We start from the raw sequence: 26501 nt of genomic DNA on the forward strand, positions 1-26501 counted from the left end.
TTTAAATTGTCATAATATTGTAACCGGTCAACGCGGTTACCGCCGTTTAGGCATTCCTCCTGCCGGGCAGATTGTTGAAACATTGTCATGTGCAGCAGCGCCCTGTTCTTAATTCTCTTTGAAGCCGTTAATATTACGGGGTAAATTTTAATATGAAAAAGGATAAAATACTCATCATAGGCGCCTGCGGGCAAATAGGCGTGGAGCTGACCCTGGCCCTGAGAAAGATATACGGCGGCGCAAATGTTGTGGCATCGGACCTGCGGGAAGAGCATGAGCTGCTGAAAGGCACCGGGCCCTATGTATCCCTGGACGTGATGAACAAGGAAATGCTGCATGTGCTGGTGATCCGGCATAACATCACCCAGGTGTACCTGCTGGCGGCCATCCTGTCCGCCACCGGGGAGAAGAACCCGCTGCTGGCCTGGCACATCAATATGCAAAGCCTGCTGAACGTGCTGGATATTGCCAAGGAAGAAAACCTGGACAAGGTATACTGGCCCAGCTCCATAGCGGTATTTGGTCCCAATTCACCCAAAGAAAACACGCCCCAGCATACCACCATAGAGCCTGCCACCGTTTACGGCATCAGCAAGTTTGCCGGCGAGCGCTGGTGCGAATACTATCACCGTCATTACGGCGTGGATGTGAGAAGCCTGCGCTACCCGGGGCTGATCAGCTATAAATCCGCGCCGGGCGGCGGCACCACCGACTATGCCATCGAGATATTCCATGACGCGCTGGAACACAAACAATACACCTGCTTCCTTTCGGAAAATACCTATCTCCCCATGATGTACATGCCGGATGCCATCCGCGCTACCATAGAGCTGATGGAAGCAGACCAGCAGCAGATCTCCGTACGTTCCTCCTACAACCTGGGCGCCATGAGCTTTTCGCCCAGCGAGATCGGGAATGAAATAAAAAAGCATGTGCCTGCATTCGTAATGGATTATGCTCCCGATTACCGGCAGCAGATAGCCGACAGTTGGCCCAAAAGCATTGACGACAGCCAGGCCCGTGCGGACTGGGGATGGAAGCCTGAGTATGATCTTCCGAAGATGGTAAAGGACATGCTGGAGCACCTCTGATCTGCCCTGTGGCACAGCCCGTTTAGCGGTCCCCCAACACTTCAGGTACAATTTGCATATGTTGCCGTATCTTGCCATGCCATCTTCCAACAATGGCACATAAATTGGTATTATTGCGCAAATTTTTCATTTTGATGAATGTGCCAATCTTGGTATTTTATCCGGTGAATTCAGTGGTTTTCTATGAAGTGTAAAAAGGGGGACATTTATTTTTCACTGTTGCTGAGCCTTTGTTGCCTGTGCCAGCCTGTTTGGGCGCAATCCAGCCTGCCGAGCAAGGGTTTTGGCCGGTATTTCCTTATTGCCCACCGGGGCGGCGTGGTGGACAGCAGCCATGCGGAAAGCAGCCTTTCCGCCCTGCAGGACGCCATTGAGCGCGGCTACTGGATGGTGGAGCTGGACCTGCGGCTTACAAAGGACAGTGTGCTCATTATACAGCATGACAATAATTTCAGGCGTTATTACAGTATGGACAAGCCCGTTTCCGCCATGACCTGGGAAGAGATCAGCCAGTTGCAGGGCAGCAGGGGCAACCAGGTGATGCGGCTGGAAGAGGCGCTGGCCAACTGCAGCGGCAGGATACAGGTGATGCTGGACAACAAGATCAGCGGTAATGATACCCTGCTTTTCAGGCGGGTGTTGCGTTTATTGCAGCAGTATGGCCTGGACAAGCAGGCCATGATGATAGGCACCGACGAATCTACCGAATATTTTACCGGCAAAATAAAGCTAAGCTGCACCCGGCAGCAACTGGAAGTGAACCGGCAGAAGCCCGGCTATAACCCGGAGCACTACTATCTTTTCGGAGATGTGAAAAATATGTCGGAGGACGATGTGAAGTGGGCGCAGTACCAGGGCATTATGGTAGTGGGCGTTATCAACTCCTTCCGGTACCGCGGCCGTGCCAGGCCCCAGGCGGTAGCGGCAAGGGAGATAGCCCGGCTAAAATCCTGGGGAGTGCAGTACTTCCAGATCGATTCGGAATTTGACAGGTTCTTTCATTGAAGAATTAATAATTAACAATTAATAATCGTTACATGCCTGTTCCATTGAAGCATCAGTGTTACCGGGATTATTAATTGTTAATTATTAATTATTAACTACTCCACAAACCCTACTGCTACGGTAGCATTGCTGAACTCATCCACCAGTATAAATGCGCCATTGGCGGGATTTACGTGGTAAGGATCGGCAAACACGGGTTGCGCCGTTTTCAGGGTTATTTTACCGATATCATTCAGTCCCAGTTCTTTCTTATCCTCCAGCGGGCGGGAGGTGGTCACTTCTATCACGTGATGTATCTGCTGTACCTTGGCTTTTACCCGGTTAATGCCATGCTGCAGCAGGTAGGTTTTACCGGGCACCAGTTTTTGCTGGTCCATCCAGCAGATATGTGCGGCAATCTCTTTCAGCGCGGCCGGCGCCTGGTCCGGTTTGGCCAGCATGTTGCCCCGGCTGGTATCTATCTCACTTTCCAGCGTGATCACTACGCTATCGCCGGCATTGGCTATTGTTTTCGCGGTCTCGAACTGCTCGATGGTCTTGATGCGGCTTTTTTGCAGGGAGGGGAGGGAGATCACCTCATCGCCCACGTTGAAATGGCCGCTGGCCACTTTCCCGGCAAAGCCCCGGAAATCGTGGTGGGTTTCTGTTTTAGGCCGTATTACGTATTGTACGGGGAAACGGGCCGGGTGGTTCCTGTCCAGGTGGTCAAAAGAGATCTGCTCCAGGTAGGCCAGCAAAGGCTCGCCCTGGTACCAGCTTATTTTGTCGGAAGGGGCGGCCAGGTTCTCACCGTATAATGATGAAATGGGGATGAACCGCACTACCTGCTCTTTGAAGGCAGCAGTTTGCAGCAGTTGCTGAAAATCGGCCACTATCTGGTCAAAGCGCTCCTGGCTGTAGTCTACCAGGTCCATTTTATTGATACATACCACCAGGTGCGGTATGCGCAGCAGGTTGGCAATGAAGAAGTGCCGGTAGGTTTGCTCTACAATTCCCTTGCGGGCGTCTATCAGTATCAGGGATACCTGCGCATTGGAAGCGCCGGTTACCATGTTGCGCGTATATTCCACGTGCCCGGGCGTGTCGGCAATAATGTATTTGCGGGTAGGAGTGGAGAAGTAGATATGCGCCACATCTATGGTAATCCCCTGCTCACGCTCCGCCACCAGTCCGTCCGTTAACAAAGACAGGTCCGTAAAGTCAAGCCCCTTGCGTTTGCTGGCGGCATGCAAGGCCTCCAGCTTGTCCTGGGGAATAGAATTGGTATCGTACAGTAAACGGCCTATCAAAGTGCTTTTACCATCATCCACACTACCGGAAGTGGTTATACGTAAAACCTCCATTGAATAAAATTGTTAATTGTTGTAATGTTATATGGTTGGTTACAATAGCTGTATAACAATGCAGCTATCTAACATCCAGCCATTAAAAATATCCTGCCTGCTTTCTCTTTTCCATGGCTGCTTCAGAGCGCTTGTCGTCTATACGGGCGCCTCTTTCGGATATTTTGGCTTCCAGTATTTCCGAGATAATATCCTCCAGCTTGTCGGCTTCGGAAATTACGGCGGCGGTACAGGTCATGTCGCCTACGGTGCGGAAGCGCACTTTCTGGCGGAAGGGCACCTCTTCCTCGCTGATGTTCAGGAAAGGAGAGTAGGGCCAGTACATGCCGTCGCGTTCTATGATCTCCCTTTCGTGGGAGAAGTAGATGGAGGGAATGGCCAGTTGCTCGCGGCGTATGTAGTTCCATACATCCAGCTCGGTCCAATTGGAGATGGGGAACACCCTCACCTGCTCGCCTATATGAATTTTACCGTTCAGCATGTCAAACAGCTCGGGGCGTTGCATTTTGGCGTTCCACTGCCCGAATTCGTCCCTTACGGAAAATATCCTTTCCTTGGCGCGGGCTTTTTCCTCATCCCGGCGGGCGCCGCCAATACAGGCATCGTACTTCAGCTCTTCGATGGCGTCCAGCAGGGTCACGGTCTGCAGGGCGTTGCGGCTGGCGTACTTGCCGGTTTCTTCCTGCACCTTGCCCTGGTCAATGCTGTCCTGCACGCTGCGCACCACCAGCTCCACGCCCAGTGAAGCTACCAGTTGGTCGCGGAACTCCAGCGTTTCCGGGAAGTTATGCCCGGTATCAATATGCAGCAGGGGAAAAGGTATTTTCCCCGGGTAAAATGCTTTTTGCGCGAGCCGCACAATCGTAATAGAATCTTTTCCACCTGAAAACAGGATCGCCGGCCTTTCAAACTGGGCGGCGGTTTCACGGAGAATGTAAATGGCCTCATCTTCCAGTGCCTGCGGAAATTCCCATTGTATTTTGTTACTCATACCCTTTCTAATTAATAATGAATAATTAAGAATTAATAATATAGTACATTACTCTTACACTGTAGCACAGCGCTCTTAATTATTCATTGTTCATTATTAATTATTAATTCATTCATGTAGTCCGCACTCTTTCTTGGACGCTTCCCACCACCAGCGACCGGCGCGGGGGTGCTCTCCAGGTTCAATAGCGCGGGTACAGGGTGCGCAGCCAATGCTGATGAAGCCCTGCTGGTGCAATTTATTGAACGGTACATTGTGCTTGTCCAGGTAGGCCAGCATGTCCTCATAGGACCAATGGATCAGCGGGTTGTACTTGTACAGGCCGCGTGCGGCGTCCCACTCCAGGGCCTCCAGGGCCTGCCGGTTCTCCGACTGCTCTGCACGGAGGCCGGTGATCCACACCTTTACTCCCTGCAAGGCCCGGTTCAGGGGCGCTACCTTCCGGATGTAGCAGCACTCCTTACGGTTTTCCACGGAGTCATAGAAACTGTTCATCCCTTTTTCCGCCACCAGCTTTTCTACGGCGGCGGTTTCGGGGAAATATATTTCAAAAGGCTGTTTATAGCGGGCGCGGGTAAGGTCCATAAGCTCATAAGTTTCCTGGAACAAACGCCCGGTATCCAGCGTAAACACCCTTACCGGCAACTGATGGCGCCAGATCATGTCCGCCACCACCTGGTCTTCCTGCCCGAAGGAGGTGGAGAAGGCCACCGCCCCGGGAAACTGCCGGGTAAGGTATTCAATTGCGGCTGTTTCCGAAAGACCAGCCAACGCGGTTTTGATGTCTGTATCTGTCATGTGCTTCCTTAAACACAACAAAAATACATAAATCCTATAAAAACTATAGGATAAATGCTGGAAATGCTTCCATCATTTTGCGGATCTGCCTGTCCGCACGGCGGCGCACCGGGTTAGTTCCGCGTCAGAATATCCTTTAAGGTCTTGTTTTCCAGTATTTTAAGCGTGGCGTCCCGCACTTTGGACATCACTTCATTGAGCCCGCATATGGCTTCGTCCTTGCAGTTTTCGCAGCGCTCGTAATAGTTGAGGCTTACGCAGGGGAGCAGCGCAATGGGGCCGTCCAGCAGGCGGATGATACGGGCCAGGGGTACTTCCCTGGGAGGCCGCATGAGGTAGTAGCCGCCTCCCTTTCCTTTCTTACTGCCTAAAATGCCTGCATTCTTGAGCTCCAGCAGTATATTTTCCAGGAATTTGATAGAAATATTCTTCTCCTGGGCTATTTCAGATATAAGAATGGGACCCTTGTCAACATTTTCTGCCAAATGTATCAAGGCGTGAAAAGCATATTGTGTTTTTTTTGAAAGCATATAAATACGATTTGCATCCCATCCAGACGTGCGACAATTGCTGACAAATATATTTAAAAGTTTGAAGTTTAGAGGTTCAGCACATCTTTCATGGTAAAGATACCCTTTTTGCCGTTAAGCCAGGCGGCGGCCACTACGGCGCCGGCGGCAAAGCCCTCGCGGGAATGGGCCGTATGGGTGATCGTAATATCGTCGATGTCGGAAGCATAGGTGACAATGTGCGTACCGGGAGCGGGGTCAATCCTTTTGGACACGATAGACAGCTCTTCCGGCTTGCAGCGCTCCTTGTTTACCCAGCGCGTTTTCTTATACTGCCTTTCCAGTATCTGCTCCGCCAGGGTAATGGCGGTGCCGCTGGGAGCGTCCTTTTTCTGGGTGTGGTGGATCTCTTCCATGCGCACGTCATACTGCGTCTGGGAGGCCATCAGCTCCGCCAGCCGTTTGTTGATCTCGAAGAATATGTTGACCCCGATGCTGAAATTGCTGGCGTACAGGAAGGCCTGGTGCTTTTCCAGGCAGCGGGCTTTGATATCCGGCAGTTTGTCCAGCCAGCCTGTAGTGCCGCATACTACCGGCACATTGGCCTCAAAGCATTTGAGTATGTTATCGTAAGCAGTTTCAGGGGTGGTGAATTCAATCGCTACATCCGCCTGCTGCAGGTGCTCTTTTTCCAGCAGGTGCGGGCTGTTCACATCTATCCGGTGTATGATCTCATGTCCTTTGGCAGTAGCAATGGCTTCTATGGCCTTTCCCATTTTACCGTATCCTATAAGCGCAATTTTCATCTGTTAGTTGAATGTGAAATATTAAATGTAAAGTGTAAAGTAAACTTCTGCAGGGCGCGGCGTTAAAAGCCGAAAGCCAATCCCTTGTTGTGGCCATGCCTGCGGCCTTTACCCAGCTTGATCTGCAGGCTGAAGCCAATGGCGTTGTTGTTCAGCACTTTGGGCACTACGCGCATGCTCAGGTCGTCGGACATGTTCCAATCCTTCAGGTGGGCAAATACGGTAGCGTCTATAATATTCAAACCGTATGCGAGCACAAACACCAGCACGGAATAATCCACGTATTCCCGGTAGGCGTCGCGCAGTATTTTCAGGGAATTGGCGTTGGGATAGATCTCCGCGTATTTGTCCACCGTATTGGCATTGCCGTCCATGCGGATGCGGTAGGCGTCGCGGTAGTCCTTATAGTAATTGAAGTTCCCGATAAAGAAACCGGCAGAGATGCCCATGGCGGCGTACACCAGCGGTATCTTCCAGTATTCGCGGTTGTAGGCCTGTCCCAGCCCGGGTAATACGGCAGAGTAAAAGGCGGCTTTACGCGGGCTGTGGGGTGGTTTGGCCTGGAAGGCAGGCTCCGTGGCGGGCGCCGGCTCCACGGTAACGGAGGGCAGGCTGTCATTTACAAGCCGGGCGCTATCCGTTGTAAGCCGGGTAGTATCCTGCGCATACAGCGGCCTGCAGGTACAGGCGGGTATGATGAGTATGAGTAAAAAGCGGGATAATAAATGGTGAAAAATATGACCTGCTTTGTTAGCCACCGTATAAATCTATTTTTTCCAGTATACTGTCCAGCTCTTCGTCCGAATAAAATTCAATGGTAATGCTTCCTTTACCGGCCTTGCTTCTGTCCAGTACTACTTTCGTTGAGAAATGTGAGGCTAAGTTATCTTCTATTTTCTGATATGCCGGCGGCAGGGAATTTTTTACCGGTTTTTTAACACTCCCTTTTTCAATGTGGTTCACTTTTCTCACCAGTTCCTCTGCCTGGCGCACGGAAAGGCCCTGCTGGATGATCTCGTTGAAGATATACAACTGCTTTTCCACGTTCTCTACGGTAATGAGCGCGCGGGCGTGGCCCATGCTCAGTTGCCCGTTGCGCACGGCCACCTGGATGTCCGGCGGCAGCTTCAGCAGCCGGATATAGTTGGTAACGGTGCTTCTTTCCTTGCCCATCCGGTCGGCTACCTGCTCCTGTGTAAAGGTGCATTCGTCCATCAGGCGCTTGTAGCTAAGGCCTATTTCTATGGCATTCAGGTTTTCCCGCTGCAGGTTTTCCAGCAGGGCCAGCTCCAGCAGTTCCTGGTCATTGGCCTGCCGTATGTAGGCGGGAATGTCCTTTAACCCGGCCATGCGGCTGGCGCGCAAACGCCGCTCACCGGCCACAAGCTGGTACTTTTTGTTACCGGCTTTGGATACGGTGATGGGCTGTATCACATCGTGCAGCTTGATGGAATGGCTCAGTTCCTGTAATGCCTGCTCGTCAAAGTCCCGTCTCGGCTGCTTGGGGTTTACCTCTATCTGGTCCAGCGGTATGCGCTCAATGCCGGTGGCAGCGGCTACTACCTTTTCCTCCAGGGCACTGGTGGTTTGCTTCAGATCAGTGTCAATGTTTTGCAGCAGCGAGCGGATGCCTTTTCCCAACGCCTCTTTCTTACTCGGATTGGTCATCGTTAATTGCTAGTATTTTGTCTTCTGATTTAATTTTTGTGTAGTTGTTCTTTTGGAGGATCTCCTTGGCCAGGTTCAGGTAGTTGATAGCGCCGGTGCTGGCGGCATCGTACATGATCACGGATTTCCCGAAGCTGGGAGCTTCCCCCAGCTTGGTGTTGCGGTGAATGATGGTATTGAACACGCTTTCCTCGAAATGCTGCTTTACTTCGTCCACCACCTGGTTGCTCAGGCGCAGGCGGCCGTCGTACATGGTCATCAGGATGCCTTCAATTTCCAGGGAGGTGTTCAGGCGGCTCTGCACGATCTTGATTGTATTCAGCAGCTTGCCCAGGCCCTCCAGGGCAAAGAATTCGCATTGTACCGGTATGATCACGGAGTCGGAGGCCACCAGGGCGTTCACGGTGATCAGGCCCAGCGAAGGCGAGCAATCCACGATGATAAAGTCATACTCTTCCCTTACGGCGTCTATCACCTGCTTCATAACCTGCTCCCGGCTGGGATGGTTGATCAGCTCCAGCTCCGCGCCTACCAGGTCTATATGGGAGGGCAGCACTTTCAGGTTAGGCGTGTCCGATCCCAGGATCACGTCTTTGGCCTGCACGTCGTTTACCATGCAGTCATACAGGCTCTGTTGTATATTCCGCAGGTCAAAACCCAGACCGGTGGTGCTGTTAGCCTGCGGGTCCGCGTCTACCAGCAGGGTCTTGTATTCCAGCACGGCCAGGCTGCTGGCCAGGTTGATAGCGCTGGTGGTTTTACCTACGCCCCCTTTTTGATTGGCGATTGCAATTATTCTTGCCATTGTTTAACTTAAAAATGTTCTCTTAGGTTTTTGAAGGATAATAGGAACAGATGACGACCAGGCTACACCGCCTTACAGCTCCACACTGCTGTTGATGGCCGGCAGTAATAATTCCAGTCCTGCATCGGCAAATGCCTGTTTGGCTTTGGCCGGATCTATCTTTATATAGCCGAAGGTGTCGTAATGCACCCCTACAATACGCTTGCATTCTATGAACTCTGCCGCAATGATCGCATCTTCAGTGCCCATGGTAAAATTATCCCCAATAGGCAGTATGGCAAAATCTAATTTGGCCCAGCGGGGTACCAGCTCCATATCGAAGGTAAGGGCGGTATCGCCACTATAGTAGAAATTGCCTGCTTCCGTCATAAAGATGAACCCCAGGGGATTGCCGCCGTAGGAACCGTCCGGCAGGCCGCTGGAGTGATGGGCTACCACGCATTTCACCGTGCCGAATTCAAACTGCCATTTGCCGCCCGTATTCATGGGATGCGTTTTTTCAATGCCCTGCTTCCCGGCCCAGGTGGCCAGCTCAAAGCTGCCTACTACCGTGGCGTTGGTGCGGCGGGCCAGGTTTACCAGGTCCGCTACATGATCGTCATGCCCATGGGAAACAAAAATGTAATCTGCGCCTATCTTATCTACCTCCACCTCCTTTGCCAGCTCGTTGTAGGTGATGAACGGGTCGAAAAGTATTTTCTTGCCTTTTATCTCTACCGCAAAGCAGGAGTGACCATAATATGTAAGCTTCATAACCAGTTAATTAATAATGAAGAATTAATAATTAATAACACACGTCACATCACTCTTTTAGTGCTAACACGATTCCTCCGAATGATTAATTATTAATTTTTAATTGTTAATTAAAAAGGGGGAATGTGACAAAAATACAACGATTAGACAAATATATATTGGCGCCGGGTATTTATTTATTCACAAAAAATAGTGGAGTTCGATGTTAATAGGATGATTATTAGCCGGTTATAGAAATGGCCCTTCCTGGCGGCCCGTCCTAGCAAAATTTTTGATAAGGGGTACAATATTGCGCCCGGTCAATCGTCATCTGAATTTGACATAACTTTACTTTCATCATGCGCTCAGGACTGAACTCGGTTGTACTTATTCTATTGATCATCTGCCTGGATATTTATGTTTTCATGGGCATCAGGGCCATCATGGCCTGGTCTGCCCCCCGTACCAGGGGCCTGGTGTACGGCGCCTACTGGCTGGTATCCATCGTTTGCCTGCTCACCATCATATTGCTGCCTTACCTGAACTGGCACGACTGGAAGCCGATCGTGCGGTCCTATGTGCTGGCCATTCTCATCGGGCTGGTCATGGCCAAGCTGCTCACCGTGGTGTTCCTGCTGGTGGACGATGCCCGCAGGGGGGTACAGTGGATCGTCAGCAGGTTCAGCAGTGCGCCGCCGGCAGCCGCAGGGGAGGAAGCAGCGGCCGACGCCATTACCCGCTCCCAGTTCCTCACCAAAATGGGGCTGCTCATGGGCGGCAGCCTGTTCGCCACGCTCACTTATGGATTTTCCAACAAGTATAACTACAAGGTACGCAAGATAAAACTAGCCTTCAAAAACCTGCCTCCGGCCTTTAAGGGCTTGCGCATTGTGCAGCTCTCCGATATCCATTCCGGCAGCTTCAACAATAAAGCCGCCGTGCTGAAAGGCGTGGAGATGGTGAACGAGCAGCAGGCGGACCTGGTGCTGTTTACCGGCGACCTGGTGAATGACCGCGCCACGGAGATGGACCATTACATGGAAGTGTTCAGCCGGATCAAAGCGCCTATGGGCGTGTATTCCACCCTGGGCAACCACGACTACGGTGATTATTACCCCTGGCCGGACCGGGACGAGTCCGGCTACAGCGTGCTGCGGGCGCAGAACCTGGACCGGCTGAAGCAGGTGCATGCGGAGATGGGCTGGCGCCTGCTGATGAACGAGCATGTAGTGCTGGAACGGAACGGCGAGCAGATAGCCCTGCTGGGCATTGAGAACTGGAGCGCCATGAGCCGCTTTCCCAAGTACGGCGACCTGAAAAAAGCCTATGAAGGGGCTGCCCACCTGCCGTTCAAGATACTCCTTTCCCATGATCCCACTCACTGGGACGCCCAGGTGAGGCCGGAATACCCGGATATAGACCTCATGCTGGCCGGCCATACCCATGGCATGCAGTTTGGCGTGGAAATACCCGGCGTAAAATGGAGCCCCGCCCAGTACTTCTATAAGGAATGGGCCGGCCTGTACAAGCAGGGCGCGCAACGCCTGTATGTAAACCGGGGCTTTGGTTTCCTGGGATATCCCGGCCGCGTGGGCATACTGCCGGAAATTACACTGATAGAGCTGGTATAAGACGCAGAAAGCATAAAGCTAAAAGCAGGAAGCTGACCGTAGCGAATTTATCATCCGCCGTAATCAGCTTTTAGCTTTATGCTTTCTGCTTTCAGCTTTTTTTCTATCTTGCACCCGGGTATATTAGCAAAAACTATCATTAGTTTCGCATGCGGAAACACTGGTGCATCATATGGGCATCCCTGTTAGGCTGTAGCGCCGTAGTAAAGGGACAATCGCTGGCGGAGCTGGAAAGGCAACTGGATTCCCTGTTGCAGAAGCAGGCAAAGAATGAAGTACTGATCGGCATCGGCTACGGCAATAACCCGGCCTATGGCGCCAAGACGCCCGATTACGAGCAGCCTATCGTGATGAAGGATTTCCTCGCTCCCTCTGTAGCCTATTACCATAAATCGGGCTTTTTCGGCGCGCTGAATGCCTACTACCTGTTCAATTCAGAAAAGAACCCCTGGTTTGAGTGGGACCTCTCTGCCGGGTACGATTATACGAAAAGCCGGCGTTTCCTCGCGGGCATTTCCTATACCCGGTATTTTTTCCCGGACTCCAGCGATGTGCCGGCCACCCCTATCAATAACGAGCTGTTTGCCTACTTCTATTACCGTGGCTGGTGGCTGCAACCCGGCATCAGCCTGGACTTTGGCTGGGGCAGCCGGACAGACCAGGTAACGGAATACCGGCAGATAGGGCGCTCGCCGCTCAGGATAGGCGAAGAGATCACCAGCAAGGTTTCCGGATCAGACTTTAACATGATACTGGCCCTACGCCATCCTTTCATTTTCATAGATGTGCTGAAGTATGACGATGCTATCCTGCTGACCCCTTCCCTGGGATTTACCGCGGGTACCGCCAATTACTACAGCAACATGAAGGGTTTTCAATACATAACCCGCTCCGCCAAAATAAAGAACGATATCCAGAAAAGTAAAAAGAACAGTAACGGCGAGCCCGTTGAAACGGAGGACCATACCGGGTTTGAGCCGCGTGCGGTGGATGTGACCCTTCACCTTTCCTACATGATCGGCAAGATCACCTTTACCCCTTCCTACACCGTGTTTAAACCCCTGCAGGGAGAAGAGCAGAACATCATGGGGTATTTTACCGCCCGTATCAGTCTTGCACTTTAATTATCTATTTTTTTACTATGTTGCGCCCGCTTTTTGAACGGGTAAGAAACATAGCATAGATTTTGCTATGTAATGGCCGGAGGTTCTAAATTCGGTTCACATGAAATCACTGATTTTGTGTGGCAAATTTCAGATTAAAAAACATGGTTCACATGAAAAAACTGTTTCTTGTAATGGCAGTACTGGGAGTAGCTGCCTTATCCACATCCACTGCGCAGGCCCAGGACAGGCTGCTGAGATTTGGTTTTAAAGGAGGTGCTAATCTTGGTAAACTGGATGGCACCGGTTACCAGGATGGTTTTAAACTGGGCTACCACCTCGGTGGCTTTGCACAGGTAAACCTGGTAAAAGGTTTCGGTGTACAGGGAGAACTGATCTTCTCTTCCACCAAAACAAAGACCACCGACGATTTCAGCGATATCTACGACACGGATAATCTTAATGATCCGGATAACAACAACAAGAAGATCAGCCTCAACTACCTGAGCATTCCCATCCTGGCCAACATCAACCTGGGCTCTCCCCGTTTGAAATTGCAGGTGGGCCCGCAGTTCAGCGCCCTGCTGAGCGGCAAGAACGCGCTGGAAGGTTCCAAGGAAGCTTTTAAAGGCGGCGATGTGGCAGGCGTAGCCGGTTTATGGCTGCAGTTACCGATCGTGAATGTGAGCGCAAGATATATCATCGGGTTTACCGACGTGAAGAATGCAGGCGATGTGGCCAACAGCAGCAACTGGAAGAACCAGTCCATACAACTGGGCGTGGGCGTAACGCTGTAAATGCAGAAAATTCCAAATCCTAAAAAGCCAAATCCCAAACGGGGATCAAGTGTTTCAAACAGCAGCAATCTGCTTTTACTTTTGACACACTTCCCCGTTTGGGATTTGGCTTTTTAGGATTTGGAATTTTACCCTTTTCCTTGGCATTAAACTTGAACACTATGTACGTATACTAAAAATAAAGGGGACAAGACCGTTATACTGACAAATTGTCTACCTTAAAGGAATTAAACTATTGCGATGAACAGATTTTATTTAGGGAATCCGGAAGAAGAGATGGAATTTATGCCTATTATCCCTTTGAACGAAGATGGAGAGGGTCAGGAAGACGAGAAGATACCCGACGAGCTGGCTATATTACCCCTGAGAAATACCGTGTTATTCCCTGGTGTGGTACTGCCCATAACGGTAGGAAGGGACAAGTCCATAAAGGCAGTGAACGATGCTTACCGGGCTGACAAAATGATTGGAGTAGTAGCACAAAAAGACAGTTCCGTAGAAGATCCCAATGTAGCAGACCTGGCAGATGTGGGCACCGTGGCCCGCATTGTAAAATTGATAAAAATGCCCGACGGCGGCACCACGATCATTATACAGGGCCGCAAAAGATTTAAAATAAACGCCATTACCGCGGAAGATCCCTACTTCAAGGCCGGCATTACCATCCTGCAGGATGAGACCGGGGATAATGACCAGGAGTTTGACGCCTATATTTCTTCCATTAAAGACCTGGCCGGCCAGATCATCCAGTTGTCTCCCAACCTGCCTTCCGAAGCCAGCGTGATCCTGAAGAATATTGAGAACGCCGCTTTCCTGGTGCACTTTGTGGCCTCCAACCTGAACAGCGAGTTGAAGGACAAGCAGCAGTTGCTGGAGATCAACAACCTGCGCGCCCGGGCGGAGACACTGTTAAAGCTGCTGCAGGTAGAGCTGCAACTGGCGGAGCTGAAGAACAAGATCACGAATAAAACAAAGGCCGACCTGGACAAGCAGCAGCGGGAATACTTCCTGCAGCAGCAGTTAAAGTCCATCAGGGAGGAGCTGGGCGGCGATACGAACGACCGCGAAATACGGGAAATGCAGCGCAAGGCCGAGCAGAAAAAATGGACCGAAGCGGCTGCGGACCTGTTCCGCAAAGGCGTGGAGAAGCTGGAGCGCATGCATCCCAGCACGCCGGACTACAGCGTGGTGTACAACCACCTGGACCTGATGCTGGACCTGCCCTGGCAGGAATATACCCAGGACAGCTACGACCTGAAAAAGGCGCAGAAAGTGCTGGACCATGATCATTACGGCATGGAAAAGATCAAGGAGCGCATACTGGAATACCTGGCCGTGCTGAAGCTGAAGGGGGATATGAAATCGCCCATTCTTTGCTTTGTAGGCCCGCCGGGCATCGGTAAAACCTCCCTGGGCCGCTCCATTGCCAATGCCATCGGCCGCAAATATGTGCGCCTGAGCCTGGGCGGCCTGCATGATGAGAGCGAGATCCGCGGGCACCGCAAAACCTATATCGGCGCCATGCCCGGCCGCATCCTGCAGTCCATCCGCAAGATCAAGACCTCCAACCCGGTAATGATACTGGACGAGATAGACAAGATCGGCAACGACTTCCGGGGTGATCCCAGCTCCGCCCTGCTGGAGGTGCTGGACCCGGAGCAGAACAGCACTTTTTATGACAATTACCTGGAGCTGGAATATGACCTGAGCAAAGTGTTGTTCATTGCCACGGCCAACAATATCAACGCCATTAACCCGGCCCTGCGCGACCGCCTGGAGGTGATAGACCTGAGCGGTTATTCCATCGAGGAAAAGGTGGAAATAGCCAAGCGGCACCTGCTGCCCAAGCAGAAGGAAGCGCATGGCCTGAAGGACCTCAAAATGAAGTTCAGCAACCAGGTGCTGGAAAAGATCATACAGCAGTACACCCGGGAAAGCGGGGTGCGGGAGCTGGACCGGCTGCTGGCTTCCATCATGCGCTCGCTGGCCAAGGAGATCGCGCTGGAGCGCAAGTTGCCCGATGCCCTTACAGAAGCCGCCGCGGAAAAGATACTGGGAAAGACCCGCTACTCCAATGAGCTGTACAAAGCCGGTAACCCGGCCGGCGTAGCCATTGGGCTGGCCTGGACCTATGTGGGCGGCGATATCCTGTTCATCGAGTCCAGCCTCAGCGAAGGCAAGGGCGAGCTGCGGCTGACCGGTAACCTGGGCAATGTGATGAAGGAATCCGTATCTACCGCGCTGAGCTACCTGCAGGCCAATGCGCAGCAGTACAAGATAGACCCGAAGCTGTTCTCCCATAAGAACGTGCATGTGCACGTACCGGAAGGGGCCGTGCCCAAGGATGGCCCCAGCGCGGGCGTTACCATGCTCACCGCCCTGGCTTCTGCCTTTACAGGCCGGAAAGTGAGGTCCTACCTGGCCATGACCGGCGAGATCACCCTGCGGGGCCAGGTATTGCCGGTAGGCGGCATCAAGGAAAAGATACTGGCGGCCAAACGCGCCGGTATACGGGAAGTAGTGCTATGCTGGCAAAATGAAAAAGATATCAAGGACATCAACCCTGACTATATCAAGGGCCTGAAGTTCCATTTTGTAAAAGAAATGAACCAAGTGCTGGATATAGCGTTATTAAAGAAGTAAGTAAGTATACTTCATGTTGATTGTTTTAAGGGTTACAAAGCCCCGGTTAAAAGCCGGGGCTTTGTTATAAGATTAGCTATAGCCCCAATTCTTTCAGAATAGTTTTCAGTTCTTTATCAGTAATGTCTTCCCGTTCGGATTTGTCGTAGATGGTAGTTAGGTATATTATGTCGTCCACAATCTGTACGCAGGTGATTACCCTGGCACCGCCACTTTTGCCCTGGTTTTTGCTTTTAATGGCCATACGGATTTTGTAGAGGTGATGGCCTAAGGGAGTTCCCATCTCGGGTGTTTTTTCAAGTTGCCCGATCAGGCTTAAAATATCTTTATATATGGAGGGGTATTTTTTTGCAAGGCGTCTGGCCTCTTTTTCAAAGTGGCTAGTGGTTTCAATCCTCATGCTCCTGCTGCCTTGCTAAATCTTCAAATACCTCCCTGGCATTCTTTAGCTTTAGTTTTCCTTCCCGGTGCAGTTTTACCTCCTTCAGCCCTTCCCGAAGACCATCAGCGGCCCTGGGCTTCACCTGCTGGGCCTTCCTTACAAAAGGAAGGCTTTTCAGCAGCTCCAGCAGAAATCCTGCTTTGCTTTCTTTCACTTCAACCAGTATTTTCATTATTACCAGATTTACTAGTTTATGCAGCAATTAATTTACAGCAAAAATAACGCTTTTTGTGCGGTGGTAAGCAAGATCACCTAAAATTACTATTTTGTGCCTGATGCTGCAACGCTGCTGCCTGCTTATACTCGCTTTCCTGCACTTTCAATCCCTTACCGCGCAGGTGTTGGGAGGCAAAAGCGTTTTCCCTTTCCTGGATCTTCCCGCCACGCCCCAGCTCACGGCGCTGGGCGGTATCAGCGTGAGCCAGCAGCAGAACGACCTGTCGCTGGCCATGGCCAGCCCCGCACTACTGCGGCCTTCCATGCACGGGCATTTGCAGGCCAGCTATACCAGCTATTTTGCGGATGTGCGCTACGGGCATGCCATGCTGGGCTACCACGCGGAGCGGCTGCAAACCACCTTTGCCGGTAGTGTGCAATACGTGCATTATGGCACCCTTACCCAAACGGACGCCGCGGGCAATGTGCTGGGCACCTTCAGCCCCCGCGATATTGCCTGGCAGCTCAGCGCCTCCCGGAAGTACCTGCAGCGGTGGTATTACGGCATCAACCTGAAGTTTATTCATTCCCGTTACCAGCAATACCGCTCCTCCGCTATAGCTGCCGATGTAGGCATTGCTTACCAGGACACGGCCCGGCAACTGCAGGTGGGGCTGGCGGCCCGGAACATGGGCGCACAGTTACGCACCTACGTAAGGGGCGGGCAGGAGCCCCTGCCTTTTGACCTGCAACTGGGCATCTCCAAGCGCCTGCAACATTTGCCGCTGCAGTTGTCCGCTACTATTCATCATATCTACCAGTTTGATATCCGCTATGCTGACCCGGCCATGGAAGAGGAGGGATTGGTGTCAGACGGGGATACTACCCGTGCGGGCAGCAAAACCTTTGACAAGCTGTTCCGGCATTTTGTGCTGGCCGCCCAGTGGGAAATAGCGCGCTACGTGGAGCTGACGCTGTCGTACAATCATTTGCGCCGGCAGGAGCTGGCGGTGTCCGGGCAGCAGGGGCTCAGCGGTTTTTCCGCGGGCATCGGGGTCATTACCCGGAAACTGCAGTTACGGTATGCCCGCTCCTGGTACCAGCATGCTACCGCCTTTAACCAGTTGGGCATTAACCTGCCTTTGCAGCAGTGGGGGATACTTAATTAGTAATTGCTCAGTCTGCCAATTGTCTTTTATACAACTGTATCGTATTCTCCAGGCCTAAATAGATAGCGTCGCAAATGAGCGCATGACCAATGGATACTTCCTTCAGTTGCGGGATGTGCAGCTTGAAAAAGCGGAGGTTGTCCAGGTTCAGGTCGTGGCCGGCGTTCAGGTCCAGCCCGATGGCTGTAGCCTCGCGGGCCGTGTTCTTGTAGTCGTTGAACAACTGCAGGTTCTGCGGCTGGGTCCGTGCATTCGTATATTCTTCCGCGTAAGGGCCCGTATACAGCTCAATGCGGTCGGCGCCGGCGCTTTTGGCGCCCGCTACTTTGTCCACCTCCGGATTGAGGAAAATGGATACACGGATGCCGGCTTCCTTCAGCGCAGCGATCACTTCTTTCAGGAAAGACTGGTGGGCAACGGTATCCCAGCCGGTGTTGGAGGTAACGGCATCCGGAGGGTCGGGCACCAGCGTGCACTGGTGGGGCTTTACCGCCAGTACCAGCTCCATAAATTCTTTGGAAGGATAGCCTTCTATATTAAACTCGGTGGTAACAAGCGGCTTGAGGTCCCATACATCCTGGTAGCGGATATGCCGCTGGTCCGGGCGGGGGTGTACGGTGATACCGTCGGCGCCGAAACGCTCACAATCCTGGGCTACTTTTAACAGGTCGGGAAGATTGCCGCCACGGGCATTGCGCAGGGTAGCAAACTTGTTGATGTTCACGCTTAGCTTGGTCATGCAGCAAAGGTAAAAAATTCCAAAATCCAAATTCCAAATCCCAATAAGGGAAAATCCAAATCCCAAAATCCAAACTGCTACAATAGGTGGATGACTGCCACCATTTTGGAATTTGGATTTTGGGATTTGGAATTTAGGTGCTGGAATTTCACGTATTAGTATCGGTAGTAGTCCGGTTTGTACGGGCCTTCCGCCGCAATACCGAGGTACTCGGACTGTGCAGGCGTCAGTACGTCCAGCTCCACGCCGATCTTCTTCAGGTGCAGGCGGGCTACTTTTTCATCCAGGTGTTTGGGCAGCACGTATACTTTGTTCTCGTACTGTGCGCCGTTGGTCCACAGCTCCAACTGGGCCAGCACCTGGTTGGTGAAGGAGTTGCTCATCACGAAAGAGGGGTGGCCGGTAGCGCAGCCCAGGTTTACCAGGCGGCCTTCCGCCAGCAGGATGATGTCCTTGCCGTCGATGGTATATTTATCTACCTGCGGTTTGATCTCCACTTTCGTATTGCCGTAATTTTTGTTCAGCCAGGCCACGTCTATCTCAATATCAAAGTGACCGATGTTGGACACGATGCATTTATCTTTCATGGCTTTGAAGTGCTCGCCGGTAATGATATCCCGGCAGCCGGTGGTGGTCACGATGATGTCCGCTTCCTTCACGGCGTCGGCCATTTTCTTCACTTCATAGCCTTCCATGGCAGCCTGCAGGGCGCAGATGGGATCTATTTCCGTAACGATCACGCGGGCGCCGGCGCCTCTCAGTGATTCGGCGGAGCCTTTGCCCACATCGCCAAAGCCGGCCACTACAGCCACTTTGCCGGCTATCATTACATCGGTAGCGCGGCGGATGGCGTCCACGCAGGACTCGCGGCAGCCGTATTTGTTATCGAACTTGGATTTGGTAACGGAGTCGTTGATGTTGATAGCGGGCAGGGGCAGGGTGCCGTTCTTCATACGGTCGTACAGGCGGTGTACGCCGGTAGTGGTTTCTTCGCTCAGCCCTTTGATATGCTGTACCAGCTCGGTGTAGGTATCCAGCACCATGTTGGTGAGGTCACCGCCATCGTCCAGGATCATGTTCAGCGGACGGTCGGCGCTGCCAAAGAACAGGGTCTGTTCTATACACCAGTCAAATTCTTCAGCGGTCATGCCCTTCCAGGCAAATACCGGGATACCCGCAGCAGCAATGGCGGCAGCGGCGTGGTCCTGCGTGGAGAAGATGTTGCAGGAGCTCCAGCGTACTTCTGCGCCCAGGTGCACCAGGGTCTCAATCAGTACGGCCGTCTGGATGGTCATGTGCAGGCAGCCGGCAATGCGCGCGCCTTTCAGCGGTTTGGCAGCGCCATATTCTTCTCTTAAAGACATCAGGCCCGGCATTTCTGCTTCTGCCAGCTCTATTTCCTTACGGCCCCAGTCGGCCAGCGACATATCTTTCACCTTATACTGAAGGCTAAAGTCAATGTTGGATTTAGCGATTGTTGACATGCTTTACGGTTTTGTGCAAATCTACCTTTATTTTGAGTGATGACCCAACGGTCAGTAAAAAAATCCACTTTATAAAAGAATGCCAGTGTTTTGTTCTATACAGGGTGGGTTTTCCACATGTATACAGGACAAAGTTCTAAAAAAATGCAGGCCCCCGGGGGCTGCCGCCCGGCTGTACCCGACCCCCGCACTTGTTAACACAGTGTGGAAAAATTAAATTTAATTGTTTTAATATATTTATTTTATATAAATTCGCTTATTATATAATATGAGTGGGCTTTCATTATCAGCGGCGGCTACCGTTACAAAGCGGCTAACCTGTTGATACTGAAGCCCTGCCTGCAACTAAGGACTGGATGTAGCTCAGCGGCGCAAACAATGCCGTAGAACAGTGAACACAGGCTTTTCAATGATGCACTGCCTTGCGGCAAGCATATTTGTTGGATCTACGAAGCAACTATGGATAGAAATCTACACACTCTTATGTCAGTTTTTCCCTGTACACTTCCCGGCAAAGTCCATAGTGGCTTTTGCAAAGCCCTTGCACGGCTGCAAAAGCATACGGCGCTGTTGGTCTTGCTGTTGTTACTGGCCGGCGGTAGTGTACGCGCCCAGGTGATAGAAACGATCAACAACACCGGCGGCACTGCCGGCGATCCGGGGCTGAAGATGGAGATACTGGCAGATGGTACTTTTCGTGTATTCAAGAACGGTTTGAGCCAGACTTACGAAGGAACGGACGACCCGCGCGGAATAGCGGCCTACGTAGGGCAGAACACGCTCTTCTATGACGATATGCCCCGCCAGGTAAAGCGGGTGGCCTGGAGCTTTGTTTCCCCCCTGGCAGGCACAGGTACGGCGGCAGATCCCTGGCGTATCCAGATGGTGGGGAATGTGCAGAACTTTATATCCACGGCCGATATTACGGTGATATGCGATCTCACCTATGTAAAGGACCAGCCTTATTTTATACTTGACTATACGGTGGCCGTGCTGGCCAACGGTTTTGAAACATACGGGCACCTGTATGTGGCGGAGCATGCCGTGCTGGATGTGAGCGGCAGCGACTGGTCCGCTAACAGCGTATGCACGCAGGGATACGGGCCCTATCCCGGTCCTTTCGGCACCGTAGGCGTGTACCGCGATGCTGCCTGTGGCGGCTACCCGGTGAACCGTGCGCATATGTTCCGCATGCAGAACGGTTTTTCTTCCTACCTCGCTACAGACGCAGCAGGCATGGCCAGCACCAGTATCCCGGAGAACGGCTTCCTGGCCAATATTTCCAACTCCAGCTTCGATGGTACGGAGAACGGCGTGATCGTGCATAAATACCTCGGACCTGTATACGGCGGCAACACGTCCAATGTAAAGGTATTTACCGCCCGTATACTGTCCGGCTACGGCAATACCATAAGCGACCTGGACGGGGTAACCGGCCTGGACTCCATTGCGCCGCCTGCCAACCGGCAGTTGAGGGTGGAGTTTGACAATGCTACCGCAGCAGGCCAGGAGGGCGACGACCGTCACGCGGCCACCAACCTGAACCTGCGGGTAAAGGGCACCTCCTCCACCGTTACGCTTACCCGTCCCCTTTACGTGGGTATAAATGTGACGCCTTCCGGTACCTATCCTGCCGTGGCCGGCGCCGACTATGAAGCCAAAAGAGGCATTGTGATCCCTCCCGGCAGCTATTCCACCGGCGGCAGGCTCATAAGCCTGGATACCAGCATTATGATCCTGGGCAATACCGTGCTGGAGAACAGTCCCCGCACTTTCACCATTAACCTGGACAATAGCTATAATAATAACCTGGTGACGGTCAATACCTCCAAGAACATCTGCGAATACCAGATACAGGACGATGAGGACCGCACCCTTACCATTACCGCCCCGGTGGAAATAGACGAAGGACAAACCGCCAATGCCACCATCAGCCTGCCTGCCGGTGTACTGGCATCGCAGGATATAACGGTAACGCTGGCACGTAATAATTCGTCCACTGCCGCCGCTTCCGACATTGTGCTGCCGGCCAGCGTGGTTATCAGGCAAAATACCAACTCGGCCACCTTTACCATACAGGCGGAGAATGATAAGATACTGGAGTACACCGAAACGCTGAATATACAGGCGGATGCTACCGTGCTGGGATCTGCGCAAACTGCCGGCGCTGCCGTGAACATCAGGGACCGGACCTACGATGATCCCGCCAACCGTGTGATCACTATGCGGCCGGTGCCGGGCATTACCGTGGCAGAGCCCTATACCGGCGGCCTGCAGTTCAGCCTGCCTGCCGGGGTGACGACAGATATGCCGCTCCACTTTACACTGGGCGCGCTGCATAATGATCCGTCTTCCACCGCTTCCGCAACGGATTATACGCTGGACAGCACTGCTTTCAGGATCAGCACCGGCAATTCCGTAACCATTCCGTTCACCGTGGTAGATGACAACCTGGTAGAAGGCACGGAGGCATTATATGTTACGGCTACGGTGGTGGATGCGGAGTCACGCACTTACGACTTTACGCCTTATAATATCCAGATACTGGATGATGATGCCAGCGCGCTGACGGTAACCGCCTCTGCTACGGAGATCGTGGAAGGCGGCGCCACCATTACCCTTACCATCAGCCTGCCCTCCGGCACTTTTGCCAGCTCGGATATCCCGCTTACGGTAACAGGCGGCGGCAGCTCCTCTGCTGCGGACTATACGCCGCTGCCGGATGCCACGTTCATGATACCGGCAGGCGCCAATAACGCCACCTTTAGCCTGATGGCGCTGGCAGACGACATGGTGGAAGGAGATGAAACGCTGGTGATCAGCGGCAGCGCCACGGATTATACCATTACACCCTTTACCCTTACTATACGGGATGTTACCTGGAACGACCCGTCCAACCTGCAGTTGGAGATGTCGGTGACAGGAAGCCCGGTAAAAGAGGGCAACACCGCCGGCCTGCGTGTGCGTTTTGTGAATGATGTGAAAGCCGGCAAACCGATCGTGGTAACGCTTACCCGCGCGGCTTCCTCTGTGGCCGGTACATCGGACTATGCGCTGGCTTCCGGCACCATTACCATTCCTGCCGGGCAGCGGGAGATCACCGTGGCGGATTTCATTACCGCGCAGACAGACATGGTACTGGAAAATGCGGAAAGCTTTACCCTGAACGGCGCGTCATCCGATCTGCCAGGGCTGACGGTATCATCCGCCACCGGCACCATTGACGATGCCACCGGTGATGATCCGGCCAACAAGGTGATCACCATTGCCACGCAGCCGGCGCCCATGAATGAAGGCAGCGGGTACAATGTTACCTTCAGCCTGCCTGCCGGCGTCACTACGGAAGTGCCCATCAATATCATGGTGAAGACCGGCAGCGGTTCCACCGCTACCGGTGCGGACTACAGCATGGCTACGGTACCACCGCTGGATAACAACAACGCATCCGTAAGCGGCACCATTACCATAACGGCAGACGGCGTACTGGAAACAGACGAAACCCTGATGCTGGACGGTGAGTCCGCCAGCCTGCCGGGTATTACCTTTGTGCCGGCCAGCATTACTTTAAAAGACCAGGATTATGTGGCCGGCCTGCCGCTGGAAGTAACGGCAAACAATACGGTGATCACCGAGGGCAGCACCACGGGCGCCCTGGTAACAGTATCCCTGTCCGGTAATAAAATAACCAGCTACGATATACCGGTCACTATTACCAAAGGCAGCTCCTCCACTGCAGGAGACGCGGAGCACAACGCGCTGCCGGTAACCGTGACCATTGCCGCAGGCACCGGGGCGGTAACCTTCCCGCAAGCCTTACTGGCCACTGCAGACAACCTGCTGGAAGACGATGAAACGCTGGTGGTACGCGCAGCTTCCACCGGGTTTACCGAAGACTCCCTGGCGCTGACCGTCCGCGATGGCAGCAACCGGAAGGTGACCCTGCAGCCCCAGCCCTTCTCTGCGGGTTATACCATGCAGGAAGGCAACAGCTATACCGTGCGCATAGCCCTGCCGGCCGGCATTACGCCTTACAAGCCGCTGCAGGTAACAGTTAGCGCGGGCGCTGCCACGCAGGCCGCCACAACGGACTATACCGGCCTGCCTGCCATCATCACCATCTATCCCGGCGAGAACTTCAAGGATATTACCCTGGCGGCCGTTACGGATAATATCGTAGAGCTCACCGAGCTCCTGCGCTTAAAAGGCACGGTCAGCGGGTTTGCAGGCGTAACGGCAGACAGCATGGACGTACAGATACAGGATGTGACCGGCCAGGACCCTGCCAACCGCCAACTGATGGTGACCATAGATTCCACCACCCTGCATGAAGGCAGCGATGCCCGGGTAACCATCGGGTTTGTAAAAACAACGATCACTTCTTCACAGCATATTACGGTCAATATCACCCCGGATGCCGCCTTTACCGGCGCCGCCGCAGATTACAGCGGGCTGCCCGCACAGGTGCAGTTGCCGGCCGGCAGCAACCGGGTACAGCTCACCCTGCACATGGTGGATGATAACCTGGCGGAAGGCACGGAGCAGTTGAAGCTGAACACTACCGTCACTACCGGCTATACGGTGCTGCCGCCTGCCACGGTGACCATACCGGAAGCCACGCTGCAGATCTCCGCTACCAAAACGGCGGATGCCGCGGAACCGGACACCAATGGATCATTCACCATTCAGTTGCCCGGAACGCTGCTGGCGGGCGCGGATATCAACGTAACGAGCCTGATCGGTGGTACGGCCGGTGCGGCAGACTGGAGCGTGACCGGGGCCAACGTAGTGATCAGGGCCGGTGCGCACAGCGTAACCGTTCCCGTTAACGTGCTGGACGACAAGCTGATGGAAGGAGATGAGACCGTAACGCTCACGCTCCAGCAGGCCCGTATGCCGAGGGGCAGCAGCGTGGTGAATTTTACCGTGGATGCTGCCATGCATACAGTCGTTCTGCGGGATGACGAGAACGATGCGCCGGGCCGCAGCATGATGGTGGAAAAGGTGACGGATGCCGCAGAGCCGTCCACAGCAGGCGCATTCCGTATCCGCTTCTCCGATCCGCAGCTCACGGTACTAAAAGACGTAGAGGTAACGTATGCAGTAACGGGCACGGCTATAGCAGGTACTGACTACACGCCCCTGCCGGGTACCCTTACCATACCTGCCGGGCAGAACGGCGTAACCGTGAACCTGGCGCCGGTAGATGATATCCTGGTAGAGGATACCGAGCTGGTGAACATCCGCATACAGAGCGTCAGCAGCACCATGACGGGCATTACCTGGCCGCTGGCCGACAACCCGCAGGCCGATGTGCCCCTGGTAGACAACGATACCATGTTCCTGAACATATTTGCCACACCGGCATCCGTAACGGAAGGAGACACCATACAGGTCACCATACAATCGCCCGTTGTCAGCAGCGTGGACATCCCGGTATACCTGAAGGTAGTGCATGACCCGGTAAGAACGGTCGCCACCAGCGAAGGCACTATTAACGGTAACGGGGATACGCTGGTAGTAACCCTGCCGGCCGGCGTGACTGAGCATACCTTCACCGTTGTTACGGATAACAATGACATGAATGATGATGAGGGCTTTGTGTTCCTGCAGGTATTACCCGATGCTTCCGGCGCGCCCCGGCCGCTGTACCGCCCGGGTCTGGCCAGCGAGATCAACGCGGTTGTAAGCGATAACGATCCGCTGGAGCTGAGCTTCAGCGCAGCGGTGTACCGGGTGAATGAAGGCAACCAGCCGGAAGAGAACTCCCTGACCTTCGAGGTACGCCTGAGCAGGATGAGCTCCCGGACCATTACCCTGCCTTACCGCTTTGTAAGGCCGGCCGGCGTAACCGCTATCGGCGCCGCCATACCCGGGGTGGACTACGACAGCATCATGAAGCCGGTAGAGATACAGCCCGGTGAGCTGGGCAGCTACATACCCGTGCCCATTATGGGCGACAGCACTTTTGAAAGGGATGATACCCTGGGCATTGTACTGCTGCCTCCCACGGTGCTTTCCGGGCAGAATGTGCCCACAACGGCAGCGCCTGACTCCGTGCTCGGCATCATCATGAACGACGATCCTTTCTGCGCCGAGTGCGATACGGACGGTGACGGCATTCCGGACGGCAAGGAAGACGTGAACGGCAACGAAGACCCCCTGGACGACGACAGCGACGGCGACGGCATTCCCAACTACCTGGACGATGACTCCGACAACGACGGGGTGCCTGACCGCATAGAGGGATGGATCACCGACGACCGCTGGGTAAATGACAATGAGGGCAAAATACGCGTGCACCCGGCCATATCGCCTAACGAGGACGGTATGGGCAATGATGCCATGTACATTGAGAATATCGAGAAATACCCGCGCAATGAAGTGGTGATATTCAACCGCTGGGGAGGCACGGTATTCAAAATGTCCGGCTACAACAACCAGGACAAGAATTTCAGGGGCCTCAATAATTCAGGCAAGGAAGTAACGGACGGTTCCTACTTCTACCTGATCGAGATCCAGGATGAAACCGGTAAAAAAGAGCAGTACACCGGGTTTATAGTGATAAAACGGAAATAGTCTGAACATCGTG

Annotated in this window: 21 protein-coding genes; 8 read left to right on the forward strand and 13 right to left on the reverse strand. The window is 53.2% G+C overall.

The genetic code is table 11. From position 1 onward, the window contains the following. The first annotated feature begins 152 nt into the window (after positions 1-152). Positions 153-1091 carry an NAD-dependent epimerase/dehydratase family protein gene (locus LX66_RS12965; RefSeq protein ID WP_145714057.1) on the forward strand — a complete coding sequence of 313 codons (939 nt, stop codon included), beginning with the start codon at positions 153-155 and terminating at the stop codon, positions 1089-1091. Positions 1092-1274: 183 nt separating this feature from the next. Further along, complete coding sequence (locus tag LX66_RS12970; RefSeq protein ID WP_145714060.1) at positions 1275-2096, forward strand: glycerophosphodiester phosphodiesterase; 822 nt, start codon at positions 1275-1277, stop codon at positions 2094-2096. A 95-nt stretch (positions 2097-2191) separates the two neighbouring features. Here LX66_RS12970 and LX66_RS12975 read toward each other — a convergent pair whose 3' ends face one another. From LX66_RS12975 to LX66_RS13015, 9 genes are all read right to left on the reverse strand, one after another. Further along, the gene (locus LX66_RS12975; protein WP_145714063.1) at positions 2192-3439 is read right to left on the reverse strand and encodes a sulfate adenylyltransferase subunit 1; all 1248 of its coding nucleotides are present in this window, start codon (positions 3437-3439) and stop codon (positions 2192-2194) included. An 82-nt stretch (positions 3440-3521) separates the two neighbouring features. After that, positions 3522-4430 carry a sulfate adenylyltransferase subunit CysD gene (gene cysD, locus LX66_RS12980; protein WP_145714066.1) on the reverse strand — a complete coding sequence of 303 codons (909 nt, stop codon included), beginning with the start codon at positions 4428-4430 and terminating at the stop codon, positions 3522-3524. A 108-nt stretch (positions 4431-4538) separates the two neighbouring features. Further along, positions 4539-5228: a phosphoadenylyl-sulfate reductase gene (locus tag LX66_RS12985; RefSeq protein ID WP_145714069.1), complete on the reverse strand. Its 690-nt coding sequence runs from the start codon at positions 5226-5228 to the stop codon at positions 4539-4541. Between the two features lie 113 nt (positions 5229-5341). After that, positions 5342-5758 (reverse strand): RrF2 family transcriptional regulator, encoded by a 417-nt coding sequence (locus tag LX66_RS12990; RefSeq protein ID WP_145714072.1) that lies wholly within the window; start codon positions 5756-5758, stop codon positions 5342-5344. A gap of 68 nt (positions 5759-5826) precedes the next feature. After that, positions 5827-6543: a 4-hydroxy-tetrahydrodipicolinate reductase gene (gene dapB / locus LX66_RS12995; RefSeq protein WP_145714074.1), complete on the reverse strand. Its 717-nt coding sequence runs from the start codon at positions 6541-6543 to the stop codon at positions 5827-5829. 62 nt (positions 6544-6605) lie between these two features. Then, positions 6606-7301, reverse strand: coding sequence for a DUF5683 domain-containing protein (locus tag LX66_RS13000; RefSeq protein WP_145714077.1), 696 nt, complete (start codon positions 7299-7301; stop codon positions 6606-6608). Further along, positions 7294-8211, reverse strand: coding sequence for a ParB/RepB/Spo0J family partition protein (locus LX66_RS13005; RefSeq protein ID WP_145714080.1), 918 nt, complete (start codon positions 8209-8211; stop codon positions 7294-7296). Before LX66_RS13005 ends, LX66_RS13000 begins: the two co-directional genes overlap by 8 nt. Continuing rightward, positions 8195-9016 carry a ParA family protein gene (locus tag LX66_RS13010; RefSeq protein ID WP_145714083.1) on the reverse strand — a complete coding sequence of 274 codons (822 nt, stop codon included), beginning with the start codon at positions 9014-9016 and terminating at the stop codon, positions 8195-8197. The genes LX66_RS13005 and LX66_RS13010 overlap by 17 nt, the downstream gene beginning before the upstream one ends. Before the next feature lie 72 nt (positions 9017-9088). Then, positions 9089-9769, reverse strand: coding sequence for a metal-dependent hydrolase (locus tag LX66_RS13015; protein ID WP_145714086.1), 681 nt, complete (start codon positions 9767-9769; stop codon positions 9089-9091). Positions 9770-10107: 338 nt separating this feature from the next. On the opposite strand from LX66_RS13015, the gene LX66_RS13020 reads away from it, so the two are divergent. From LX66_RS13020 to lon, 4 genes are all read left to right on the forward strand, one after another. Then, positions 10108-11379 (forward strand): metallophosphoesterase, encoded by a 1272-nt coding sequence (locus tag LX66_RS13020; RefSeq protein ID WP_145714089.1) that lies wholly within the window; start codon positions 10108-10110, stop codon positions 11377-11379. A 149-nt stretch (positions 11380-11528) separates the two neighbouring features. Beyond that, the gene (locus LX66_RS13025) at positions 11529-12503 is read left to right on the forward strand and encodes a hypothetical protein (protein WP_145714093.1); all 975 of its coding nucleotides are present in this window, start codon (positions 11529-11531) and stop codon (positions 12501-12503) included. A gap of 152 nt (positions 12504-12655) precedes the next feature. Beyond that, on the forward strand, positions 12656-13279 hold the full coding sequence (locus LX66_RS13030) for a porin family protein (protein WP_158642624.1): 624 nt from the start codon (positions 12656-12658) through the stop codon (positions 13277-13279). Between the two features lie 240 nt (positions 13280-13519). Then, positions 13520-15922 carry an endopeptidase La gene (gene lon, locus LX66_RS13035; protein WP_145714098.1) on the forward strand — a complete coding sequence of 801 codons (2403 nt, stop codon included), beginning with the start codon at positions 13520-13522 and terminating at the stop codon, positions 15920-15922. Positions 15923-15998: 76 nt separating this feature from the next. Here lon and LX66_RS13040 read toward each other — a convergent pair whose 3' ends face one another. Continuing rightward, entirely contained in the window at positions 15999-16322 is a 324-nt protein-coding gene (locus tag LX66_RS13040) for a type II toxin-antitoxin system RelE/ParE family toxin (RefSeq protein WP_145714100.1), read from the reverse strand. Next, complete coding sequence (locus LX66_RS13045) at positions 16312-16536, reverse strand: hypothetical protein (RefSeq protein WP_145714103.1); 225 nt, start codon at positions 16534-16536, stop codon at positions 16312-16314. The genes LX66_RS13040 and LX66_RS13045 overlap by 11 nt, the downstream gene beginning before the upstream one ends. Before the next feature lie 103 nt (positions 16537-16639). On the opposite strand from LX66_RS13045, the gene porQ reads away from it, so the two are divergent. Then, positions 16640-17689 (forward strand): type IX secretion system protein PorQ, encoded by a 1050-nt coding sequence (porQ, locus tag LX66_RS13050; protein ID WP_145714105.1) that lies wholly within the window; start codon positions 16640-16642, stop codon positions 17687-17689. A gap of 7 nt (positions 17690-17696) precedes the next feature. Here the strand turns inward: porQ and LX66_RS13055 are convergent, their stop codons facing one another. Then, positions 17697-18428 carry a pyridoxine 5'-phosphate synthase gene (locus LX66_RS13055; protein ID WP_145714107.1) on the reverse strand — a complete coding sequence of 244 codons (732 nt, stop codon included), beginning with the start codon at positions 18426-18428 and terminating at the stop codon, positions 17697-17699. A gap of 155 nt (positions 18429-18583) precedes the next feature. Beyond that, entirely contained in the window at positions 18584-19912 is a 1329-nt protein-coding gene (gene ahcY, locus LX66_RS13060) for an adenosylhomocysteinase (RefSeq protein WP_145714109.1), read from the reverse strand. Positions 19913-20395: 483 nt separating this feature from the next. On the opposite strand from ahcY, the gene LX66_RS13065 reads away from it, so the two are divergent. Then, positions 20396-26488 (forward strand): Calx-beta domain-containing protein, encoded by a 6093-nt coding sequence (locus tag LX66_RS13065; protein ID WP_158642625.1) that lies wholly within the window; start codon positions 20396-20398, stop codon positions 26486-26488. Positions 26489-26501 lie beyond the last annotated feature (13 nt).

The organism is Chitinophaga japonensis, assembly GCF_007830125.1.
Lineage (GTDB): Bacteria > Bacteroidota > Bacteroidia > Chitinophagales > Chitinophagaceae > Chitinophaga > Chitinophaga japonensis.

Excerpts from the sequence above, each read along its gene's own strand:
- LX66_RS12965 (WP_145714057.1), top strand. The coding sequence starts at position 153 with ATGAAAAAGGATAAAATACTCATCATAGGCGCCTGCGGGCAAATAGGC.
- LX66_RS12970 (WP_145714060.1), top strand. The coding sequence starts at position 1,275 with ATGAAGTGTAAAAAGGGGGACATTTATTTTTCACTGTTGCTGAGCCTT.
- LX66_RS12975 (WP_145714063.1), bottom strand. The coding sequence starts at position 3,439 with ATGGAGGTTTTACGTATAACCACTTCCGGTAGTGTGGATGATGGTAAA.
- cysD (WP_145714066.1), bottom strand. The coding sequence starts at position 4,430 with ATGAGTAACAAAATACAATGGGAATTTCCGCAGGCACTGGAAGATGAG.
- LX66_RS12985 (WP_145714069.1), bottom strand. The coding sequence starts at position 5,228 with ATGACAGATACAGACATCAAAACCGCGTTGGCTGGTCTTTCGGAAACA.
- LX66_RS12990 (WP_145714072.1), bottom strand. The coding sequence starts at position 5,758 with ATGCTTTCAAAAAAAACACAATATGCTTTTCACGCCTTGATACATTTG.
- dapB (WP_145714074.1), bottom strand. The coding sequence starts at position 6,543 with ATGAAAATTGCGCTTATAGGATACGGTAAAATGGGAAAGGCCATAGAA.
- LX66_RS13005 (WP_145714080.1), bottom strand. The coding sequence starts at position 8,211 with ATGACCAATCCGAGTAAGAAAGAGGCGTTGGGAAAAGGCATCCGCTCG.
- LX66_RS13010 (WP_145714083.1), bottom strand. The coding sequence starts at position 9,016 with ATGGCAAGAATAATTGCAATCGCCAATCAAAAAGGGGGCGTAGGTAAA.
- LX66_RS13015 (WP_145714086.1), bottom strand. The coding sequence starts at position 9,769 with ATGAAGCTTACATATTATGGTCACTCCTGCTTTGCGGTAGAGATAAAA.
- LX66_RS13020 (WP_145714089.1), top strand. The coding sequence starts at position 10,108 with ATGCGCTCAGGACTGAACTCGGTTGTACTTATTCTATTGATCATCTGC.
- LX66_RS13025 (WP_145714093.1), top strand. The coding sequence starts at position 11,529 with ATGCGGAAACACTGGTGCATCATATGGGCATCCCTGTTAGGCTGTAGC.
- LX66_RS13030 (WP_158642624.1), top strand. The coding sequence starts at position 12,656 with ATGAAAAAACTGTTTCTTGTAATGGCAGTACTGGGAGTAGCTGCCTTA.
- lon (WP_145714098.1), top strand. The coding sequence starts at position 13,520 with ATGAACAGATTTTATTTAGGGAATCCGGAAGAAGAGATGGAATTTATG.
- LX66_RS13040 (WP_145714100.1), bottom strand. The coding sequence starts at position 16,322 with ATGAGGATTGAAACCACTAGCCACTTTGAAAAAGAGGCCAGACGCCTT.
- LX66_RS13045 (WP_145714103.1), bottom strand. The coding sequence starts at position 16,536 with ATGAAAATACTGGTTGAAGTGAAAGAAAGCAAAGCAGGATTTCTGCTG.
- porQ (WP_145714105.1), top strand. The coding sequence starts at position 16,640 with ATGCTGCAACGCTGCTGCCTGCTTATACTCGCTTTCCTGCACTTTCAA.
- LX66_RS13055 (WP_145714107.1), bottom strand. The coding sequence starts at position 18,428 with ATGACCAAGCTAAGCGTGAACATCAACAAGTTTGCTACCCTGCGCAAT.
- ahcY (WP_145714109.1), bottom strand. The coding sequence starts at position 19,912 with ATGTCAACAATCGCTAAATCCAACATTGACTTTAGCCTTCAGTATAAG.
- LX66_RS13065 (WP_158642625.1), top strand. The coding sequence starts at position 20,396 with ATGTCAGTTTTTCCCTGTACACTTCCCGGCAAAGTCCATAGTGGCTTT.